We start from the raw sequence: 19,487 nt of genomic DNA on the forward strand, positions 1-19,487 counted from the left end.
TGTAGGCGAAAATAACTGAACTGGCAAATAGTTTCCATTAACAAGTTGTCATGGCTGCCAAGCGGTGCTAGCCTGTTGTTTGTAACAGATAACCTGAATGGCACTTACTGAAACGTCCGCTGGGACACCCGGCAATATCGAAACCTGCGTCGTCAAACGGCTCATGGCACGGTTCAGCATCGCGCTCTTGCAATGGGCCGCGTTGTTGGTCAGTTTTTTTATCCTGCGCGTAGCTCTCTCCCTGGCCTTTCTGCCAGGTAACGCGGTTTCCCTTGGTGATTTGCTCCAAGGTTACTTGATCGGCCTGCACTTGGATACCTTTGTGGCCCTACTGCTGACACTGCCGCTGGTGATTTGGCTGGCACTGATTCCCGACCGCTGGTTTGCCGCTACCTGGCATCGCATCCTCCTGCCGGTGTGCCTCTTGATTTTCTGGGGCGTTCAGACGTACCTCTTCTTTACCGAGTATTATTTCTTTGATGAATTCAAGTCGCGTTTCAACACGGTAGCGGTGGATTACCTCATGTATCATCACGAGGTGTTTGTGAATATCTGGGAGGATTATCCCATCATTCGCATTATTCTGGTTAGCGTGGTGTACGCAAGCATTATCGTCACGCTTGGTCGCAAGGCGATGCGGCGTGGGTATGGGATCGCAACCACGGGCTCCGGACGCTGGGCGGCCGCCGGCGTGTGGGGGTTGGCGACGGTTGGATTAGGGTTAACGGTTGGCATTCGCGAGGCCCGTTTTTGCCAGGAACGCCTCTTGAACGAATTGGCCAATAATGGGCACGTTTCCTTCTACGCCGCGTTTACCACCAGTCACCTTGATTACGCTGCGTTTTATCGAACCATGCCACCCGCTGAGGCATTTACGCGAAGCAGCCGGTTGCTCAGCCATACCAACGTGACCTTCGTCAATTCCACCACCAGTCTCCAGCGACGGGTGGCGGGCGATACCAACCGCCCCAAGATGAATGTGGTCATTCTGCTTGAGGAAAGCCTGGGGTCGGAATTCTGGGGTTGCCTGGGGGCCAAGAAAAAGAACCCCTTGACGCCGGAAATGGATAAACTGGCCGCCGAGTGTGGGATGTTATTCACCAACATTTATGCCTCGGGGAACCGCACGGTACGCGGATTTGAAGGCGTCTTCTCCTCCTTTCCGCCATTGCCGGGGGATTCCATTGTCAAACGCGATCACTCGAAGAACGTGGAAACCATCGCTCGGGTGCTGCAACGCGACGGGTATTCGACGGTTTTCTTGTATGGCGGACGCGGATTCTTTGACAACATGCGCGCGTTTGCAGTCAATAACGGTTACGAACGGTTTATCGAGGAAAAACATTTTCCCAATCCAACGTTTACCACCATGTGGGGGGTGTGTGACGAGGACTTGATGCAGCGCACCATCGAGGAGTGCCGCGCCTTGAACGACACCGGAAAACCTTTTCTGGCCACGGCGCTGACGGTTTCCAACCATCGTCCGTTCAGGTATCCCAAGGGGCGCATCCCGGAAGATCCGGAAAAGAAATTCCGCGATTACGCGGTTAAATACGCGGATTATTCCTTGGGCCAATTCTTCAAAGCCGCCCGCCAGGAGAAATTTTGGACCAATACGATTTTTGTGGTGGTGGCGGATCATGGCGCGCGAGTGTACGGCAAGCAAAGCATTCCCATGCATTCCTACGAGATTCCCTTGTTGGTTGTGGCGCCTGGTTTGGCCACCCAACCGCAGCGCATTGGCGCGTTGGGTTGTTCGCTCGATGTATCGCCGACCATTTTGGGGATGATTGGCCGCCCGTATGATACACTGTTCTTTGGCAGGGATCTTCTGAAAAATTCGACCGATGGCATGGTGTGGATCAATCACAACCGGGATATTGGGCTTTATCATCGTGAGCACTTGGTGGTTTTTGGTTTGAATAAGACGGTGGAATTCTATCATGGCAATCCTCGCACGGATACCTTGCAACGCGTTTTCAACCCGGATACGCAGGATCTGGAGTTGGAACAGGATGCCATGGCGATTTACCAATCGGCGGATGATCTGTACGTCAACGAACACTATCGCGTGCAACCGCCGACGGCATTGAGTACCGCCGAGCTCCGTGATATTGGCCAGAGGCGATAATGGTGGTGCAACCTGCTTTACCGTTTTGATTTCGGCAAAGGAGTTCGACTACAACCGCGTCCTAAATGAGACCATTCCTCTCACTTCCCCTTCTTCCGCGTGAACGTGTAGAGGACCGGTAACACCAGCAGGGTCAGCACCGTGTTGGTTACGATGCCGCCGATGACCACCGTGGCCAAGGGCCGCTGCACTTCCCCCCCTACCCCGACGTTCACCGCCATGGGGATAAAGCCCACGGCCGCCACCAGCGCAGTCATTAACACCGGACGCAGGCGGACCTGGCACCCTTCGCGCACCGCATTTTCCAGCAGCGCGCCGCCCGCCAGTTTTTGTTGGATAAAGGTGACCAGCACCAAACCGTTGAGGATGGCCACGCCGCTCAGGGCGACAAACCCAATGCCAGCGCTAACGGTGAAAGGCATATCGCGCAACCATAGCGCCAGGATGCCCCCCACCATGCCAAGTGGAATGCCGGTGGCCACCATCAATACATCCCGGAAGGTGCGCAGGCTGAAATACAGCAGCACTAGAATCAGCGCCAAAGCGAGCGGCACCACGAACATGAGTTTGCGGTTGGCCCGCTCCATGTTTTCAAACTGGCCGCCCCATTCCAGCGTGTAACCCTCGGGCATTTTGACTTGCGTGGCGATTTTCTGCCGCGCCTCGGCGACAAAGCTGGCAACGTCACGCCCAGTCACGTTGCATTGGACGGTGATCCGGCGGCGGCCCCATTCACGATTGATCAAAGCGGGGCCTTCAACTTCCACCACTTTGGCCAGCCGGTTCAGCGGCAATACGGGGCCAGTGGTGGTCGGGATCAAGGTGTTGGCCAACGCCTCGGGATCGGTGCGCTGACGGTCAGGCAGGCGCACCACCAATGGGAATTGTCGTTGGCCTTCGCGAATTTCCCCGACGCGCTTGGTGCCCACGGCTTCGACGAAATTCAGGACGTTGCGGGTCGGGATGCCGTAGCGGGAAGTCGCTTGTTGATCCACACGCACTTGCAGAAAGGGCTGGCCAGTGAGTTGTTCACCGGTGATTTCACCCGCGCCGCGAAGGCCGGTGAGCGCGGCTTGCACTTCCGCAGCCAACTGGCGCAGGGTTTCCAGGTCATCACCAAAAATCTTGATGCCAATATCAGAGCGAATACCGGCAACCAACTCGTTCATGCGCATTTCAATGGGCTGGCTGAAGGCGGGCCGCAGACCGGGCACCTGGGCCAAGACGGCGTGTATCAACTCCACCAGTTCCGTCTGGGTACGGGCGCGCCGCCATTGTTCACGCGGCTTGAGCGCCAGAAAGAAGTCCGAAAGTTCCACGCCCATCGGATCAGTGGCTACTTCCGCCGTGCCCAGGCGCGTCCAGATATGCTCAATTTCATTGGGAAATTCCGCCATGAGCCGCTGCTCAATCAGATGATTCTGCGCGACCGCTTCATCCACGGAAATACCCGCCAACCGCACGGTAGTACCGACGATGGCGCCTTCACCCAGTTTGGGCAGAAACTCCCCGCCCATCCGCATCGCCACCAAGAGCGAGCCCGCAAATACCGCCAGCGCCGCAAACAAGGTGGCCCAGCGGAAGCGCAACGCCAGGTTCAGCACCGGGCGATACAGCCAATGCGCCAGGCGGACAAGCGCCGGTTCGCGCTCCTTCACGTGCCGTGGCAACAGCATGCTGGCCAGTACCGGAATAATTGTCAGCGCCACGAGCAGCGAACCGAGCAAGGCAAAAATCAGCGTCAACGCCATGGGTTTGAATAATTTCCCTTCCACTCCCTCCAGACCAAGAATCGGCAGGAACACAATCAAAATGATGCCCACCCCAAACGCCACCGGCCGGGCCACCTCCAGCGGGGCACTCTCCATGACGGCGGCGCGTTCCGCCTCCGTCAGAGTGCGCCCCAGCTCATGCTGGCGTTCGGCGAGTCGGCGCATGGTGTTTTCCACCATCACCACCGCGCCATCCACAATCAGCCCGAAATCAATGGCACCCAGGCTTAGCAAGCTCGCCGCAATGCCCGCTTGCAACATAAAGCTACTGGCGAAAAGCATCGAGAGGGGAATGGCCGCCGCCACAATCAGTCCGGCCCGCAGGCTGCCGAGAAACGCGAACAGCACCGCCACCACAAGCAAGGCCCCTGCTTGCAAGTTTTCCCGCACCGTATGGATCACTTGATCCACCAATTCCGTGCGATCATACAGCACCTGCATTTTGACATCCGCCGGCAACGCGTTTTGCACCTCGGCGAGCTTCTCTTTCAAGGCGCGCGTAACCACCGCGCTATTTTCCCCCATCAGCATGAAACCGAGCCCGAGCACGATCTCACCGCGCCCATCCGCTGTGACCGCGCCGCGCCGAATCTCATGATCAATCCGCACCTCCGCCACCTCGTGGACATGTACCGGCACCCCGGCATGGGAAGCGATCAAAATATTACCGATCTGTTCGGTATCGGTGACGATCCCGATGCCATGCACGAGCAGAGTTTCGCCACTGCGCACGATTTGGCCGCCACCCACGTTCTGATTATTCGCTTCCAACGCCTCGAAAAGTTGTTCAAACGTCAGCCCATGTTTGATCAAACGATCCGGATCCGTCACGACGTGGTACTGTTTCTCATACCCCCCCCAGGAATTGACCTCTGCCACGCCGCGCACTTTGCGCAACGCGGGTTTGACCACCCAATCATGCAGCTCGCGCAATTCGGTTAGCGTGCGGTTGGTGCGCTCCGAATACACCATGTAATGAAACACCTCGCCCAGGCCGGTGGCGATCGGCCCCAGTTGCGGGCGTTCAATGCCACCCGGCAACACCACACTCTGCAAGCGTTCGGTAATCAATTGGCGCGCCTTGAAAATGGTGGTCTGATCATCAAACGTGGCGACCACCTGCGAGAGCCCGTATTTGGAGATGGAACGCACCGTTTGCAGCCCCGGCAACCCGCTGATTGCCAGTTCCACCGGCGCAGTGATTTGCGCCTCCGCCTCCTCGGGATTCAGCGACGGTGCCACGGTGTTCACCTGCACCTGGACCGGCGTGGTATCGGGAAACGCGTCAATCGGCAGCAGGCTCAGCGTCCGCGTGCCCAGCACCACCAGCACAATGGCCAGCACGCCAACCAGCAACCGGTTGCGCAAGGAAAATTGAATTAATTGGTTTAACATAAGGGAAACCCCATTTGCATATTATCCTGAAGCGGTGAGGCATCAATCCGCGCAGCCCGCGCCCATGCGAGAGCTGAGCAGTTGCGATTTGATGGCAAAGCCGTGCTGAATCACCACCTGTTCCTGAGGCTTCAGACCAGCCAGCACCTCAACCAATCCCTGGTGGCGTGCGCCAAGACGAATGGCACGCGCATCAAATAGGTCTTCCTCCAGCTTCACAAAAACAAGCGGCTTGCTTTCCAGGTATTGCAGCGCGGATTCCGGTAGCAACAACGCACGGTCATGCGTTCGGATTAGAATGCGGGCCTGCGCAAACATTCGGGAACGCAGCACGCCATCGGGATTGGACACCTCCGCCCGCGCCCGCGCCATGCGCGTGCGTTCATCCACCTCCGGGCCGATCCAGGTGAGTTTTCCGGTAAAGGTGCGCCCGGGCAATGCTTCCACCTGCAACTCCACGCTTTGCCCGGTCCGCACTTTGTCCAGCGCGGTTTCCGGCAGATTCAACATGGCCCACACCGTCGAACGATCCGCCAGCGTGAATAATGGCTTGCCGGCTTCCAGCAACGAACCGCGCACGGCAGTGCGCTCAATAATTTCCCCGGCAAACGGCGCGCGCACCTCCAGGAGCACCGATTCCTGCGGCTTGCCCTGCAACTCGTCAATTTGCGCCTCGGTAAAACCGACGGTCCGCAATTGCTGGCAGGCGGCACGGTGCGTGGCTTCGGCCTCCTGCAAATCCTTCTGCGACGTCACCTTTTCGTTGCGCAACTTGCGTTCGCGATCCAGCGTTTGATGCGTCAACACGGCCTTGGCCACTGCCTCGGCGATCGTGGCGGACCAGATCCGCGCCACAATTTGCTTTTCCTCGATCAAGTTCCCCAGGTCAACGTCCACACTTTGCACGATGCCACTCACCGGCGTGACGATCTGCGCGAGCTTGTTTTGGTTATAACCTAATTCGGCATAACACTCGACCGCCTCCGCCATTTCGCCAACGGTAGCGGTGGCCAGTTGAACCCCGACCAGCGTTGCCGAATTGGTGGATGGCAACCGCACCTTCATAGCCTCACCGGAAGCCATCGCCGTGATCTTCTGCGGTTTGCAAATACCGCATTCCGCCTCCGGCACGTTGTGCTCACCGCACATCGGCCGGCCCTGCGCGTCTTTGGCCGTGGCATGGCCGACGGCGGCATGGGCATGACCGGCATGTGCATCGCCTTCGGCGTGTTCTTCTTTGGGTTTGCATCCAACCGTGAGGGTAAACGCAAGCAGACCGACAATGAAATGAGGACGAATAATAATGTTCATGGGATAAGTTATTTGGAGATCGTTTTGACGGATTGCGGCGCGAGCAGCGCTTCCAGTTCCGCTTGCGCCAGGTTTAGTTCCAGCAGTTTCTGTTGATACACCAAGCGCGCTTCCGCCGCCGTGCGCTGAGTATCCACCAAATCAATGAAATTGAATTTACCTTCGGCAAAACCCACTTGCACCAGCCGTAATGCCTCCGCCGCCTTGGGTAAAATGCGCTCCCGCTGGTTGCGGGTGTGCTCGGCGGCCGTGCGATACCGCTTGATGGCCTGCACCCACTCCCGTTGCAATTGCTGACGGACCACTTCCAGTTCCGCCTCAGCCTCTTCCACCCGCGCCTGAGTTTCCTGCACGCGCCCCTTGGAGCGATCAAACAATGGCACTGGCACGGAGAACCGAAAACCAACGATGGATTCATCCGTCGCGCCCACGCGTCCGCCCTCCAAACCGACTTTCACATCTGGATACGGTTCCAAGCGCATGCGGCGAAGCTCCAACCGCGCCCGCTCCAAGCTTGCCAGCCCAACCGCCAGGCACGGATGCTGTCCCAACCAGGTCGTCACCGGGGTTTCCCACAGACTTGCATTGGCGGTTTCAGCCAAGGTCCCCGACAAAGCCATGGTATCAAGATCCGGGCGTCCCAACATCAACCCCAGTGTTTGCCGGGCGGATATCAGGTCCCGTTGCATCGTGTTTAATTCCGTTTTGGCTTGTTCCCATTGAATTTCCGCACGCAATTGCTCCTGATACGCGGTGGCGCCAGCCTCGGATCGCTTACGGGCTGTAGTCATGGAGGATTCCGCCACCTGGGTTAACTCACCTACGGCGGCGACCATGCGTTCGGCGGCCAGCACTTGATAAAAGGCGGCCTTGGCGTTGCGCACCGTCTCGGTCCGCCGCACCGCCATCTCGGCGTCACTCAGCCGAATGCCGGTCTGGCCGATTTGCCGGTCCAAAGATTTTTTGCCGGGATATGGGAGCGTCTGCGAAATACCAAGGGTATGTTTGGCAGCGCCAAGCCCCCGTCCTCCCTGAATCGGCCAATCTTCAGTGGTTATTTCCAACTCTGGGTTAGGCCAGGCGCGCGCCTGAAGTGTACGCCCAACTGCCGAACGCGCTCGCGCCCCGGCAACACGCAGTTCCGGACTGTTCGCCAACGCCATCTGGATGACCGCATCCAGGTTTAAATTGGTCCGGACTGGCTCCGCTCCGACACCGCCGGTCAACCCCACAACCGATCCTGCAATTAAAATAATTACCGTATTGAGTTTCATGATTCGTTTCCTGCAAACACCGTCTATGAAATACCGATCCGCAATGTGAAATCACACCGCGGCCTTTAGAAAATTCCCCGAGGGAAAAGATCAGGAAACGAACGAGGGGGCCCGAACCGGCAACGCACAGCGATGAAGAAACTGCCAGCGTTGATCAAGACCGGGGGGAGAAAAATCCGGAACGGGCGCCGCTTCAGCCAACCGCGCCAATTCATCATTAGCCGCCGCGCTTGCAGTGACCGCCAGCAGCGCGGGAGCGCACACCTCGAGTTGCGGATTGGTGATAAAACAACCGACCGATTCGACCACCGTACAACTGTCCTCGCGGCAATCGTTATCCTGATGGGGTGTTTCGCCGGGATGATTACAACAAGCGAGCAGCTCGAAACCGGGAATGGACTCAAGCTGACAATGCATGGTGGCTGGTATCCATAGAAATACCAGCAACGCGGAGATTGCCATCTTTAACCGGTTCACAGGTTAAACTATAATACTACTACCGTAAGGATTTCAAGTGGAAATTTCAAAATAAACTGCAAGTTGCCGTTTTCACCTGTCGCGCACACGTCCGCGCAGCGCTTTTCTGCGGTTTAAACGCAAGCGTGTTACTGAGTGGACAACACCTGCTTGACTTTGTGTACCAAACCCTGACTGGTGAACGGCTTTTGCAAATAATTGTCTTCCTCCCCGCTGGCTGGCCGCACATAGCCGCTGGAAAATAGGATTTTGGTGTCGGGCAACAGTTCGCGGACTTTTTCGGCCAATTCGCGCCCGCTCATCTGCGGCATGACCAGATCGGTGATCAGCAAATCAATGCGGTCCCCGCCCTTTTTGATCAGGGCCAGCGCCTTTTCGCCGCTAGTCGCGGTTAAAACTTTATAACCAAAGGCGGAAAGCACCATTTGCCCCATCGTGAGCAACAGATCCTCGTCATCCACCATAAGGATGGTTTCGGAGCCGTGCAGTTCCTCGATTTTCCGCGCCGTATCTTTGACGAATTTCTTGTTGGCTGGCAGATAGACGCGCACGGAGGTGCCATGATCCAACTCGCTGGAAATGGCCACATTGCCGCCATGATTGGTGATAATGCCATACACCCAAGCCAGTCCCAACCCGCGATGCCCATACTTGGTGGTAAAGAACGGTTCAAAAATGCGCGGCATCATGTCCGAAGCAATGCCGCAACCATCGTCCTTGACCTCCACGCAGACATAGCTGCCCGGTGCCAGATTGGCGCTCTGATCGTGCGTGGGTTCGCTGAGTTCCAAGTTACGACAACTGACCTGCACTTTGCCTCGGCGTTCCTTGGGAATCGCCTGCACGGCATTCTCCACCACCTTCACAAATGCCTGTTGCATCTTGGCCTCGTCAAAATTGGCGCTGTAAAGGCGGCTTTCCAGATCCAAGTGCCACTCCACATGGATCGACTGGCTGGGACCAGGTTTTTGAAACACCTCGACGGTGCGCCGCAACACGGCGTTTAAATTACCGGTCTGCTGGGCGCGCACGTCTTTTTCCTGACGACTAAAGGCAGCCAGGTCATTGGCAATTTCCGCACCACGCTCTGCGGCCTTTTCCGCTTCCATCAGCGATCGCCGCCACGGATGATCCGGTTCCATCTTTTCGAGGATCAGCGAAATATGACCGAGAATGCTGGTCAGCGCATTATTAAAATCAAGCGCCACCGTGCGCGCAAGCTTGAGGGCGCAATCCAATTTTTGTTTCTGCTGGACCGCCTCGGCCAGTTGCGCCTTGGCTTCAGGGCTGATACTCTGCCCCTCCACCAATGGCAGCGCCGAACCCGCCGGAAACATTTGCAGGACCAGACACTTCTGGCCATCCCGCGTATAACCGCTAACCAAGACTTGCAGTTCCAAGGTCATGTTCCCCTTGGTGCGAAATTTGATTTTGGCGGGCGGCGCGGTCAGTAAATCCGGACGCCCCAAAAACTGCTCCGCCGTCAGTTCATTGCCAGCCCCCCAGATGGACGCCAGATACACATGTTCCAGCATGGAGCCAAACACCGCAAACGCGCCCTGGCTGGCACGACACATCACGCCTTGCGAGTCCACCAATACGGCGGGCCACCCAGCGCTTTCCAAATCAAATTGAGAGTCGAACTTCACAGGTTATATTTCCATCGGTTCAGGTGGCTACCCGCTCAGGGCAGGCCACCGCCGCTATTTTGCGCGCATTGCTAAAATTCTTGAAGGCACCCGGTAAAAGCTCGGAGCTGGTAAATGACTTCGATTTCCCAGGGGAACGGCTATCGGCCACCCAGACCACCGCCGCCGGGGCGTACTCAGCCAGCAGTTGTCGGCAGGCACCGCAGGGCATGGCCCCACCATCCAAAGGTGCCACGACCGCCATGGCCATGAATTCGCGATGCCCCTCGGTCAACGCCTTGAACAACGCCACCCGCTCTGCACAACAGGTCAGCCCATAACTGGCGCTTTCCACGTTGGCACCAGTGATCACCGCCCCCGCCCGGGTGAGTAGCGCCGCGCCGACCTGAAAACCGGAATAGTCCGCACAAGCCATGCGACTGGCTTCAATGGCGGCGGCGATCAACCGTTTTCGGGAATTACTTGGGGTGATCTTTTTTTTGTCCATACAGACGCGCAAAATTCTCCAATAACGCCGCCGCTTTGCCGGCGGAACGCTTACCAGTCTCCAGTACCTCGGAATGGGAAAGCGGTTGCGGATTGCGCCCCGCCGCCAGATTGGTGATGCAGGAAACCGCCACAATTTTCATGCCGCATTGGCGGGACACGATGATTTCCGGCACCGTGCTCATGCCCACGGCATCCGCCCCCAAGGTCGCAAACGCCCTGATTTCCGCCGGGGTTTCATAGCTCGGCCCACTGACTGCCAGATAAACACCCTCATGCAGGTTGACATCCACTTCCTTGGCCACCTCGCGCATCATGCGGCGCAGGGTTTTATTATGCGCATCGGTCATATCCACGAAACGATGCCGGCCGGGCGGCACCGGGCCGCGAAGTGGATTAACCCCCATGAGGTTGATATGATCAGTTAACACCATGAAATCGCCTGGTTTAAGGCTGGCATTGATGCCACCAGCGGCATTGGTAAGCACCAAGGCGCGAATGCCCATGGCGGCCAGTAGCCGCACTCCAAACGTCACCTGTTCCAGCGAATGACCTTCATAGTAATGCGAGCGTCCGCTCAGAATCACCACTGGCGTTTTTTGCATGTAGCCAAGCACCAGTTTGCCGGCATGTCCCGCTACGCCCGTGCGCGGAAAGCCCGGAATACTCGAATAGTCCACCTCTAGGATGGCGGTACACCGCTGCAATACTTGCTGAAACCCGGTACCCAATATCATCCCCAGCGCCGGTCGCAATTTGGAGCGGCGCAACAAAACGGCAGCAGCCTCCGACGGCGAGTTCCCCGATGGCTCGGGCTCGTGGCCGGCATTTCCCACTTTGCTATGTACTGTATTGGTTGCGATCATGGTACAACTGCGATACGCTTGGTCATATTAGTATCAAATATGGCATTAAACAATGAAGAAATCGGACGATATGCGCGCCATCTGATCTTGCCCGAGGTGGGCATGGCGGGCCAGTTGAAGTTGCAGGGCACCCGCGTTCTCTGTATCGGGGCCGGCGGTTTGGGCTCGCCGATTGCCATGTACCTGGCCGCCGCCGGTATCGGGCAGATCGGATTGGTGGATTTTGATACGGTGGACCGGTCCAATCTGCAACGCCAGATTTTGCACGGCACCAACGACGTTGGCCGGTTAAAAACAGACTCGGCGCGCGAGGTTATTCAGGCGCTTAACCCAAATGTGCGGGTGGAAACCCACCCCGTGCGATTAACCCGGCTAAACGCGCTGGACCTGATTCGCCCTTACGACATCGTGGTGGACTGCACCGATAACTTCCCCACGCGGTACCTGACCAACGATGCCTGCGTGCTGCTGCGCAAACCCAATGTGTATGGGTCCATCTTCCGGTTTGAAGGTCAGGCCAGTGTGTTTGCGCCGCATCTGGGCGGCCCCTGCTATCGCTGCCTATATCCCGAAGCGCCACCGGCAGGAACCGTTCCCTCTTGCGCCGAAGGCGGAGTACTAGGGGTTTTGCCAGGAATTATTGGCTGCATTCAAGCCACGGAAATCCTCAAGCTGGCACTAGGACAAGGCACCCCCTTGCTCAACCGACTTTTGCTGCTGGACGCGTTGACCATGAAATTTCGCGAATTAAAACTGCGCCGCGATCCAGCCTGCCCGATTTGCGGCGATCACCCCTCCATTACTCAACTCATAGATTACGAAGATTTTTGTCACATGAAGCCCCAACCCACGATACCGAATCCGGATGAAGTCACCGTGCAAGACATGAAACGCGCCTTGGACGAACCCGCCTTGGGCATTCTGGTTGTGGATGTGCGTGAACCGGACGAGTACACGATTGCTTCCGTGAAAGGCACCCGGCTGATTCCATTAAGCACGCTGCCTAATCGCCATCCAGAACTGAACCCAAACCAACCGCTCTACCTGCACTGCAAAGGGGGAGTGCGTTCCATGAAGGCACTGCAATACCTGCGTCAACAAGGCTTCCGAAACTTGAAGAGCGTCAAAGGCGGAATTCTGGCTTGGTCGGAAGAAATTGACCGTAGCGTGCCGAAATACTGACCCAAACAACCAGCCGCCTAATAAATCGGCTTCAACACACAATCGCTATAATTGGTGTCGCCGGTATAGGTAAATAGTTTTTTAAGAGTAATCGGACCAACTTGCTGCACACTGCCATCCACCATCGCCACATTGCCGACAAACATGTGGATGTCGCTGCCCCATTCCGCCTTGGCAACGGCAGAGCCTGTTGGGGTGCCAAAAGAAGTAATCACATTGGCATTGGCATAGCCAGCACTACAGGGTCCAGTGTCCCCATTCCCCACGATGTTACGGTCAGTCGCCAGATGGTGGGTGGACATCAATGGCTGGGACTCGGTGGCAAAGGTGTAACTGAGAGCATTATTCTGGTAGCCTGGATTGGCAAACCCGCCAACATTCGTGCCAAACCCGTAGGCAATTTGGCGCGAGGTATCGCTCATGCAGGTGAAGACCTTCGGGTTGACGATTTCGCCGGAAATGGCCTGATAATGCCGCCAAGTGTGAATATCACCGTAGGTGCCACCGTCTACCGGCATGACCTGCCAGGGAAACTTCCAGTCATGATCGTCTGCCCACATCGAAAAGCCCAAACCTACCTGCCGGAGATTGTTGACGCATGAGATGCGCTGCCCCTTGGCTTTGGCCTTGGCCAGCGCTGGCAGCAACATCCCCGCCAGGATACCGATGATGGCAATAACAACGAGTAACTCGATCAAGGTGAAGGCCTGATCGCGCTTGGGTTCACTAAAGCGGCTTCTCATACGTTTTACCCATACGCCAAGAAAGCTATCTGCGCAAGGGCAATACGCAGCAATCGCCCGCTTTTTTCTTCCGATTTTGATTGGATACGCGGCCATTAAGTTTTAGATTGGCAACGTTCAACAAAATAACGTCACATGAATGAACACGAGCGGCAGGAATGGGAGCAGCTTAAACAACTGATCGAGGCGCAGCAGGTTCAACTCAATGCCTTGCGCGCCCGGATTGACGCCCTGAGCACCGTACCCGCCGCGCTGGTCACGAATACTACTCCGGCATCCAGCCAATCTACCGAGCCGACCAAAGTTCCCAGCCCGGCCCCGGTGGCGGTACCGCCATTACTCGTTTCCCCCGAAGTCAGACACAGTCTGCCGCCGCCGTTGCCCAAATATGTTCCACCGCCAATCCAGCCTCTCCCGGAATGCCACCCCACCGAAGTCGCCCTCCCAGCCATCGCCACAAACAATATCGAGAATATCAAACAACGCCGGGCTGCCGCGCTGGAGCAGTTACGCAGTCACCGCGAGACGACCGCCGAGGTTTCACCGTTAGCCCAGGAAATCCCAAACGAACCGGCCACCGCCGAGGCACTTCCTGCCCAGGCGGAATCGGTCCCGAAAGGTTCCCTGGAAATGCGGCTGGGAACGTATTGGTTTGTACGCGTGGGCATTGTCATGGTGCTTACCGCACTGGTCTGGGCGGGCTATTACGCCTATGATAAATTTCATTTGGGCGGTCCCGGCAAGGTGATCGCGCTATATGTGTTCAGCGGCCTGTTGATGGGGGCCGGGGCCTGGCTGCAACGGCAGAAGGAAAAGATCTCCGTGCGCAATTTTGGCGAGGTGGTATTCGCCGGCGGTTTGGCCGCCGTCTATTTCACCACGTACGCCGCGCACCATGTCGCCAGCTTGCGCGTGATCTCCAGCCCGTTCGCGGATGGGGTCTTGCTGCTGGCGTGGGCAGGGTTCATGATCTGGCTGGCGGATCGCAAGAAGTCCGAGGTGCTGGCAATGTTCGCCACCGGGCTGGCCTATTACACCTCGGCCATTACCAGCATCGGCTTGTTCACGCTATTCTCCAACCTGGTGCTGACCTCCGCCGCTGTCTTTTTCCTGTTGCGCAACCGGTGGGTCGGGCTTTCCGTGGGCAGTCTGGTCGCCACCTATGGCGGGTTTGCCTTCTGGCGATTTTACAACGACGGCTGGGATTGGAACCAACACGCGGACGAACTAACCGTCGGGAACGTGTTCCTGGGCGGTTATTGGCTGGTGTTCACCGCAGCGGGTTTCCTGTCCAAGGCGGAAAAATTGATGCAAACGGAACGGGCCTCGTTTCTCAGTGCGAATAATGGCGCGTTTTTTGGGTTGGTGGTGCTCTCGATGTGGCATGCCGACCAAGGCACGTTCTGGCGATTCGCCATGAGCTGCGGGGCAGTACTCATTGGGCTGGCGCTGGCGGCACGACGTTATTTGACCGAAGAAAAAGTGGTCCGTAACGCGTACCTGACCCAGGGTATCGCGCTAGTGACGCTGGGGTTGATCACCAAGTTCAGCGGGCACACGCTCGCCCTGCTGCTCGCCACCGAAAGTGTGATCCTGCTGATTCTGGGCAACCTGCTCGCCAACCGCGTGTTGCGCGTGGGAGCCCAGCTATGCGCGTTGCTCGCCGTCGGCTGGGGACTGGCCTCGACGGATACTCATGCCAACCAATCCCTGATCGCCAACCTCCTCTTGGGCGCGATGCTGGTGTTTAACGCTTGGTGGAACCGACGGCGCAACGCCGAGACCGAAACGCAGGAGTTTGATTTGTGCCAAGCGTACTTTTCTGCCTTGGGCTTGCTGATGTGGGCGGTCACCACCTGGCAGTTCACGCCCAACGATTGGCTCGTCCCCACCCTGGCCGTGGAGGCGCTGCTGCTTACGCTCTCCTATTACGTCCTGCGCGTGCGGGAAATCACTGCTTTTGGCCAATGCTTCCTCCTTCTGGGGGTGTTTACCTGGCTCGGCCACAAACTGGACGCCAAAGAAACGGTCCCCTGGTGGAACCCCGCTATTCTCATCGCCGTGCTGGTGGCGATCAGCCATTGGTGGCAACGGCAGCAGACGCTCACCCTCAGCGTCTCGGCCCGCCAAGGGCCTCCGGGCCTGTACGCGTTGGCCACCGTCGGTATCCTGTTCTTCTGGTTGCAACCGGAATTTGCTCCGTCCAGTTGGATGGCCTTTACCTGCCTGCTGGCGTTGGTGCTGACGGGCTACGGCCTCCTCACCCGCGCCTGGTTCCTGGCGGCGTTTGGCCAGCTATTCCTGTTGGTTAGCGCGGTGGAATTTTTGCGCCAGCTCGACAGTTCCAGCACGCACCCGGCTTGGTATTTCGCGCTGGCCCCCATGGCCACACTGCTGAGCCTCGCCGCCGCCGCGCTCTACTGGTACGCGCAACACCCGGACCTCCAGGATAAAACGCGCACGCAAATCCTCACCGTGGGAATCATCTACCGCTGGGCCGCCCTGCCCTTGGGGTTGCTCTGGATATTTGATTATATCCCCGCCCAGGAACAAGTGTGGGTACTCGCACTCGTGGGCGTCGCCCTGTTTGCCTTGAGCGGCTGGCGGCAGAGCCGGGAAGCGCTGCTGGCCTGTGGCGTAATGCTAGCCGTCGCCAGCATCACACTGATCGCCGCGCCGGCGCGGCCTACCACCTTCATCTACTGGCCCAACTTGGCGACCATCCTGGTGTTCCCCGTCTTGCAGCAACTGGCCCGCCGCCAACCCGCCCGCTTCCCCCTGCCCGATAATTACCACGCGGCCCTGATGATCCCCGGTGCCTTGCTGCTTTGGTTTTACTTATCCCGCTGGGTGATGCTGGCCACTGGCGGGCGATTCTACGTCACCGCCACCTGGGCCGGACTGGCCCTGGGCATCTTCGGCGCGGGATTTTTATTACGCGAACGCATCTACCGCTGGCTCGGGCTGAGCATCCTGCTTTGCGCCCTCGCCCGCGTGATCCTTTACGATGTCTGGCAACTGGCCGTGCCGTACCGGATTCTAAGCTTCCTGGCCCTGGGTTTCGTGTTGCTGGTGCTGGGCTACCTTTACAACAAGTACCAGGAAAAAATTCGGGAATGGTTGTAACCTAGCCGGTCGTTTTGCCTTCCCCGCGCGCATAACCCCCATTATAAACCAGGCAGCATTATGAACTATATCACCCTGCTCACGATCCCGTTTACCGCTGTATGCGCCTGTGCCGGCGTATCTGCCAGTACCATCACCAATGAGGCGGAAATACCGCCTTACACGCTGCCGGACCCGTTGGTTTGTCAGGATGGGACGCGCGTGACCGACGCGCGAACGTGGCGTGCCAAGCGCCGGCCTGAGTTGCTGCATCTCTTTGCCAGCGAAGAGTACGGCAAAACGCTCTTGGGCAGGCCGGAGGCAATGCGATTTGTGTTGCGCGAGGAGAAAAAGGAGGCGCGCGGCGGCAAGGCGACCCGCCTACAGGTGGGCGTGCTGTTTGAGGGCAAGGAGGATGGCCGACAGATGGAATTACTGGTGTACCTGCCCAATCAAGTCAAAGGCCCGGTGCCAGTGTTTCTCGGGTTCAATTTCGATGGTAATTATACCACCACCGACGAGCCGGATATTCCGTTGGCCAAGCATTACGCGATGGGACTCTATGCCAATCGGTTGGTGAAAAACACCCCCACCGAAGCAGGCCGGGGCATCCACAAAGAAATGTGGCAATATGACCTGGCGCTGGAGCACGGATATGGTGTGGTCACGGCCGGGTATGGTGAAATCGAACCCGATGCCAACGGCCGCTGGCAGGAAGGGCCGCGTGGACTGGGGCCGGAGCCGGGAGCAGAGGATTGGGGCTGCATCGGTGCCTGGGCTTGGGGGTACAGCCGGGCCTTGGATTATCTGGAAACCAACCCACGGGTGGACGCCAAACGCGTGGCGCTGATCGGTTTCAGCCGGCTGGGCAAGACCGCGTTATGGGCGGCGGCGCAAGACGAGCGGTTTGCCATGCTGGTCGCCAACAATTCCGGGGCCGGCGGCGTGGCCCTGAGCAAGCGCATTTTTGGCGAGACCGTCGCCAACCTGACGGCCAACCTTGGCCGCTGGTTCTGCCCGAACTTCCGCCAGTACGCCACCAATGAGGCCGCTTTGCCAATGGACCAGCATGAACTGGCCGCACTGATCGCGCCACGGCCCCTGCTCATCACCAGCGCCACTCAGGATCTTTGGTCTGATCCCAAAGGCGAATTTCTGGGCGGTCTCGGCGCGGACCCGGTCTATCGGCTCCTTGGCACCGACGGTCTGGCGTGCAAGGAATGGCCGGGTGCCGGTCAACTCGTGGACAGCCGCATTGGCTACTTTCTGCGCGTGGGTAAGCATGATGTCACCCTGGAAGATTGGCAGGCCATGGTGACTTATGCCGATAAACATTTCCGGAAAAAATAGTCGTTCCGGATAGGACGGTGAATGGGATTACCCCAAGCCAACCGGCCAAAGAAAAAGAAGTAGGTTGCGTTTGTTAAGGCGGCGAGACTATAACCATGGCGTGGATGCGAATGCTCATCTCCCGAGTTTGATTGCGGCAACCCAGGCGCTCGCCCGGGCAGTGGATGGTTTCCAATTTCCCGGCGGCTATGTGTACAATCCGTTGCGGTATGCTTGGGAACCGCACCAGATGTATCTTAGCCGCTACACCGGTGCCCCCAAGCGCGTGCTGTTTCTGGGGATGAACCCCGGTCCGTTCGGCATGGCACAGACGGGGGTGCCATTTGGCGAGATCAAGGCGGTGCGCGATTGGATGGGCATTGAAGCGCCGGTGGGCAAACCGCCGCGCGAACATCCCGGTAAGCCGGTTTTGGGATTCCAATGTCCGCGCTCAGAAGTCAGTGGGTTGCGGTTATGGGGGCTGTTCGCCGCCCGGTTTGGTACGCCGCAGGCATTCTTTACCGATCACTTCGTGCATAACTATTGCCCATTGCTGTTCCTGGAGAATACGAAATCCGGCAAGAACGTGACGCCGGAACAACTGCCGGGATCGGATACGGCGGCATTGTTTTCTCTCTGCGATGAGTACCTGCGTCAGTTGGTGGTCCTGCTCAAGGTGGAGTGGGCCATCGGGGTCGGTGGCTTTGCCGAGGAACGCCTGGCGCTGGCGCTGCAAGGGTGCAACGTAAAAATTGGAAAAGTGTTGCATCCCAGCCCGGCCAGTCCGGCGGCCAATCGGGATTGGGCCGGAACCGCCACGCGGCAGCTTGAAGCCCAGGGCGTATGGCCAAGGAATAACACGGGGTAACCACCGCCACCTTCAGCCAGAAGAACCCATGTCCGCAAAACCTCCAACGAATTCGCCGTCAGCCACCGGTCCCGCGACCGATCGCTTTGCGTTTGAGCGGGAGTTGTGGGCCAAGGGGATCACCCGCGTTGCCGGTGTGGATGAGGCGGGGCGCGGGCCGTTGGCGGGCCCAGTGGCGGCGGCGGCCGTCATCCTGCCGCCAAGCTGGGAACTAACCGGGCTGCCGGCGGAACTGGCCGGGCTGAACGATTCCAAGCAACTTACCGAAGCGCAGCGGGACAAGTTTTACACCGCCATCACCACGCATCCCGAGATCGCCTATGGCATTGCCCAAGTGGAGGCGGCAATCATTGACGACATCAATATCCTGCAGGCCACGCATCGCGCGATGAATCTGGCCCTGGCCAAATTGGAACCGGCACCCGCCCATGTGCTGGTGGATGGGAACGCGGTTAAGTCATTTTTGTTTCCCCAAACAGCCATCGTCAAGGGGGACGCGCGCAGTTATTCCATCGCCGCCGCGAGCGTGCTGGCGAAGGTGACCCGCGATCGCCTCATGCTGGCCTATGATCATCAATGGCCACAATACGGTTTCGCCATTCACAAAGGCTATGGCACCCCCCAACATTTGGCGGCCATCGCCGCCCATGGCCCCTGCCCTATCCATCGGCGCAGCTTCGCCCCGTTAAAAGCGGAACAACGGGAGTTGTTTTAATTCCGTCTTGTCCAAGCCGGACAGGGTCTTGTCCAAGCCGGACAAGGTCTTGTCCAAGCCGGACAGGGTCTTGTCTGAGTCGGTCAGGGTCTTGTCTGAGCCGGACAGGGTCTTTGTGTAGACGGACAGGGTATTAGCTTGGCCGGGCAGGGTGGTGTGGTGGTGTAGGAGGGTCGCGACTGGG

General features: G+C 58.0%; 15 protein-coding genes. 6 read left to right on the forward strand and 9 right to left on the reverse strand.

Translation table 11 applies throughout. From position 1 onward, the window contains the following. Positions 1-97 precede the first annotated feature (97 nt). The gene (locus WCO56_15475) at positions 98-2,131 is read left to right on the forward strand and encodes a sulfatase-like hydrolase/transferase (protein ID MEI7730975.1); all 2,034 of its coding nucleotides are present in this window, start codon (positions 98-100) and stop codon (positions 2,129-2,131) included. 80 nt (positions 2,132-2,211) lie between these two features. Here the strand turns inward: WCO56_15475 and WCO56_15480 are convergent, their stop codons facing one another. The 7 genes from WCO56_15480 to WCO56_15510 all read right to left on the reverse strand — a co-directional run bounded on the left by WCO56_15480 (position 2,212) and on the right by WCO56_15510 (position 11,361). Next, positions 2,212-5,298 carry a CusA/CzcA family heavy metal efflux RND transporter gene (locus tag WCO56_15480; protein MEI7730976.1) on the reverse strand — a complete coding sequence of 1,029 codons (3,087 nt, stop codon included), beginning with the start codon at positions 5,296-5,298 and terminating at the stop codon, positions 2,212-2,214. Between the two features lie 42 nt (positions 5,299-5,340). Next, on the reverse strand, positions 5,341-6,609 hold the full coding sequence (locus tag WCO56_15485; GenBank protein ID MEI7730977.1) for an efflux RND transporter periplasmic adaptor subunit: 1,269 nt from the start codon (positions 6,607-6,609) through the stop codon (positions 5,341-5,343). Positions 6,610-6,617: 8 nt separating this feature from the next. Further along, entirely contained in the window at positions 6,618-7,883 is a 1,266-nt protein-coding gene (locus tag WCO56_15490; protein ID MEI7730978.1) for a TolC family protein, read from the reverse strand. A 90-nt stretch (positions 7,884-7,973) separates the two neighbouring features. Beyond that, positions 7,974-8,300 (reverse strand): hypothetical protein, encoded by a 327-nt coding sequence (locus WCO56_15495; protein ID MEI7730979.1) that lies wholly within the window; start codon positions 8,298-8,300, stop codon positions 7,974-7,976. A 188-nt stretch (positions 8,301-8,488) separates the two neighbouring features. Next, positions 8,489-10,009 carry an ATP-binding protein gene (locus WCO56_15500; GenBank protein MEI7730980.1) on the reverse strand — a complete coding sequence of 507 codons (1,521 nt, stop codon included), beginning with the start codon at positions 10,007-10,009 and terminating at the stop codon, positions 8,489-8,491. A gap of 19 nt (positions 10,010-10,028) precedes the next feature. Next, on the reverse strand, positions 10,029-10,496 hold the full coding sequence (locus WCO56_15505; GenBank protein ID MEI7730981.1) for a cytidine deaminase: 468 nt from the start codon (positions 10,494-10,496) through the stop codon (positions 10,029-10,031). After that, on the reverse strand, positions 10,468-11,361 hold the full coding sequence (locus WCO56_15510; protein ID MEI7730982.1) for a purine-nucleoside phosphorylase: 894 nt from the start codon (positions 11,359-11,361) through the stop codon (positions 10,468-10,470). Before WCO56_15510 ends, WCO56_15505 begins: the two co-directional genes overlap by 29 nt. A gap of 39 nt (positions 11,362-11,400) precedes the next feature. Here WCO56_15510 and moeB point away from each other — a divergent pair, with 39 nt between their 5' ends. Next, on the forward strand, positions 11,401-12,543 hold the full coding sequence (gene moeB / locus WCO56_15515; protein MEI7730983.1) for a molybdopterin-synthase adenylyltransferase MoeB: 1,143 nt from the start codon (positions 11,401-11,403) through the stop codon (positions 12,541-12,543). A gap of 17 nt (positions 12,544-12,560) precedes the next feature. On the opposite strand, the gene WCO56_15520 is transcribed toward moeB, so the two are convergent. Then, a complete protein-coding gene (locus tag WCO56_15520; protein ID MEI7730984.1) occupies positions 12,561-13,286 on the reverse strand; it encodes a type II secretion system protein in 726 nt (241 codons plus the stop codon). 135 nt (positions 13,287-13,421) lie between these two features. On the opposite strand from WCO56_15520, the gene WCO56_15525 reads away from it, so the two are divergent. From WCO56_15525 to WCO56_15540, 4 genes are all read left to right on the forward strand, one after another. Then, the gene (locus WCO56_15525; GenBank protein ID MEI7730985.1) at positions 13,422-16,412 is read left to right on the forward strand and encodes a DUF2339 domain-containing protein; all 2,991 of its coding nucleotides are present in this window, start codon (positions 13,422-13,424) and stop codon (positions 16,410-16,412) included. 60 nt (positions 16,413-16,472) lie between these two features. Beyond that, positions 16,473-17,741 (forward strand): acetylxylan esterase, encoded by a 1,269-nt coding sequence (locus tag WCO56_15530; protein MEI7730986.1) that lies wholly within the window; start codon positions 16,473-16,475, stop codon positions 17,739-17,741. 100 nt (positions 17,742-17,841) lie between these two features. Next, complete coding sequence (locus WCO56_15535) at positions 17,842-18,588, forward strand: uracil-DNA glycosylase family protein (protein ID MEI7730987.1); 747 nt, start codon at positions 17,842-17,844, stop codon at positions 18,586-18,588. Between the two features lie 28 nt (positions 18,589-18,616). Further along, positions 18,617-19,303, forward strand: a complete 687-nt coding sequence (locus tag WCO56_15540) for a ribonuclease HII (protein ID MEI7730988.1) — start codon at positions 18,617-18,619, stop codon at positions 19,301-19,303. Here WCO56_15540 and WCO56_15545 read toward each other — a convergent pair. Beyond that, positions 19,274-19,487, reverse strand: a 214-nt coding sequence (locus tag WCO56_15545) for a hypothetical protein (GenBank protein MEI7730989.1), incomplete at its 5' end; no start/stop codon positions are given. The genes WCO56_15540 and WCO56_15545 overlap by 30 nt on opposite strands.

It is taken from the genome of Verrucomicrobiota bacterium (genome assembly GCA_037139415.1).
Taxonomy (GTDB): domain Bacteria; phylum Verrucomicrobiota; class Verrucomicrobiia; order Limisphaerales; family Fontisphaeraceae; genus JBAXGN01.